We start from the raw sequence: 2,998 nt of genomic DNA, 5'->3' as shown, positions 1-2,998 counted from the left end.
GTCGGCTGCTTCTCCTTCCCCCTCCTCACAATGATTATCATTCTTGTATTTGGTGATTTTATTGCTTGGAAGTCCCTCAATCTTAAGTTGAGTCAGACAATGCTGAAACACTGGTGGAAAGTGTGAATCACCAATTTTGACAAGGACAGTTTCAAGTTGAGATAAAGGAATTGGGTAAGAATAGTTAGGATAATTTTTAGGATGGCGATTGGTTATGTAGAGCGCACTAAACCATGCAGCTTCCAAGGACAAACATCCAGCCTCTACTGGTAAGGATCTCTCATTCAAAAGTGAACTTATGACTTGTTCTAGAGTCCATTTCCATGCCCACGATATGTGCGAATAAGGAAGAAATCCTTGAAGAGTTTTCCACCCCAATGAAAATAAATAATCAGAATCTTCTGTGCTTAGAGGTAATTCAACGACATCCGGCAGGTTTTCATTACCAGAATGCCAAGCAACCTCTACCCATGCCGTTGAAAACGGCGCTTCTGAAGGTGAAGTTGTTCCCAGCACTCTTTGACTCAACCGCACTCCTAATGTAGGTAATTTTCCATTTTCCTGAAGGAAAGGAATTGGTGATGAGAACGCTTTAAATCCACTAACCCATGCTTGCATAGCGTCTCGTACCTGTTGCCCAAGTTCCAAAGAAGATAGGGATGAAATCTCTCTTGAGCGTCCATGAAAAGCTAGTGCCTCGCTTACTATATTAGCTGCTAGAGCAGGTTGATTTGTAACAATAGGAGTGAGCAATTTAGATACTTGACTGGGTGAAAAGGTAGCAACAGCAATTACCAGAGGATATTGCCAAAGCTCAAGGCGTTGTCGGTCTTTAGCAATTTTCTCGATTAGGGAAATATCCGATGCTAAAGATTGAGCAGCAAACCATTGTGTCAAAATAGGTAGGGGGAATCGTAAGCTATCAGCATTCTCGACAATTAATCTTGAATCTATAAGCTGTTGTCGCTCAGTCCAGGAAGTAATTTCATTTGATGGAACTATTGTACTGCCCCTATCGATACAAGCTGCTGCGAGTTGCTCTAAAAATTTGCTTGCCTTGAGTACGTGTTCCCGTAACGGACGAAGGGAACGCTCCACTAGATTTGATAAAAGTTGTTCCTTCGACTGAGGTATCGAGATAGCTGACTCTCGCAAGTAACTACTAAGGATGACTGCAAATAAAGGTCTGAGAATTGCATCTTGAACCGACTCGGATAAGCCTTGGTAAGAAAAATATTGTCGTCCCGATAATCTTTTGATTAGTGCCTCAGCCTCCTGTTTGGAAAGAAGATTAACTGTTATTGACTCTGGGGCATTCACAAACTCCATGATAGGTCTACTAATGAGAACTATCGTCGTATTTTTCCATACTTTGATAAGAATCCTGGCTTCTTTAAGAAGCTTAACTGCATTAGTGATTCCAATATCATCTACATTGTCAATAATTACTAAACTAGGCTCATTTGCAGGATTATAGAAATCACTAGCATCTTCTTGTATTACTTTTTTTAGTAAGTTATTTTTTATCTGTTCTGCCTCAAAAAAAATAGGAACTGGAGCATTGATACTTTCCTTAGCTTCTTGAATTGTAATTTGAAATAAACGTTCGCCAATCAAGGATTTTCCTATTCCCATTTGTCCAGTTATAATAATTAGCTTTCCTGGCAAAAGCTTTAGCTCATTTGGAGGTAAACCAATAGACATATCATCAACAAGGGCAATTGCTTCGTCTTCTTTAATTCCTGCACCTTGCCAACTAGCAATACAGCGTGCCTTAGACAGTAGCATTGACTCATCTAACCGAGTTATGTAGCGAACAAATAAAGCTGTGGGATTCGCTCCTGTTGACCGTAATTGAATGTTTTCGCGGCTTAAGAGGTATGATAGACTTTTTGCATCACGCCGCCCTTTTTTAGTAATTAGATTTAGACCTTCTGCAACCAGTATTTTCCAAGAATTTTCCTCTTGGAGTTGATTTTCTATAATTTGTGAAAGTAAAATTTGTGCTGTTTTTGCATCTCTCTGAGAGTCATCAAAGTCGGCAATAACAATCCGAATACGCTTGAAAATTTCTGGATTACAAGGAATACCTTCCTTATTCAGCTTTGATATAACTTCATCAGTTATTTCTTTTAAACTGTCTGTTCGCCCTTGCCCAAGTCGCTCAATATCCTGACGTAATTTAACTTTGATTGTTGAACTTGCTGTAGAGTCAGTTAGCAAAATACCATATAGCGATGGATTTTCTGCAAGACCACGAGTTAACTTAATAATTGTTTCCCAAAAATCCTCACCTTTTTTAAAACCATGTTTTGCTTGAAGTTCTATAATTGTGCCGTCTTGAAGTTGGATATTGATATCATCTCCTGGCCCATCTGTTTCTGCTGCCACGGCAATAGGTACATCGGCAGTTGAGTGGTCAATCCAACGTAATGCTTTCTGTGTCAATATATGAGCAGCGATATATGCCGTTGCTTGTGCCTGATATTCGTATCCACCGCCGCCGCCACTTCCACTCATTTCTAAACCTTAATTTTTACATACAGCGCTTACCGCTATTATGCAATACAGTTTTTCTCCTTGCCCCTCTCCTAACATAGCTTTCAGCTTTGAGGATGGATGTACCTCATAGCTGCCGGAAGTGCTGTATCTATCAACTAGATATTAGAACATTCTTATTTGTGTTGCAAAAATTTACTGAGAATATGCAAATATCATTATTGAGCCAAGTCCACTTAATCCCTAGTTACTCAAAAAATTCTCACTAGGTGCTTGAAACCAATTGTTTTAGTAAGGATACGTGACATTAGGAGTTAATAATAGCCAACTGGACAACTTATAAATCGCCATTTGGTCTAACTGTTTCCAGAGAAAGTCTTGTTAGGTTAACTCTTAAGGCAATCAGCTTTGAGTACCTATGCCTACCAAAACACTGACCAAACCTAAGCAAAGACAAAATTCTCAAAATCGCTCATGGGAAAACCTGACAGATCGCCGC

At 39.5% G+C, this 2,998-nt stretch carries 1 protein-coding gene; it reads right to left on the bottom strand.

What is annotated here, in order from left to right:
- Nucleotides 1-2,520: ATP-binding protein (locus tag CDG77_RS34375; RefSeq protein WP_143857170.1), on the bottom strand; the 2,520-nt coding region annotated here is incomplete at its 3' end.
- Nucleotides 2,521-2,998: the final 478 nt, after the last annotated feature.

The organism is Nostoc sp. 'Peltigera membranacea cyanobiont' 213, from assembly GCF_002245975.1.
In the GTDB taxonomy this organism is placed as follows: Bacteria; Cyanobacteriota; Cyanobacteriia; order Cyanobacteriales; family Nostocaceae; genus Nostoc.
This window is presented reverse-complemented; position numbering and strand designations above follow the sequence as displayed.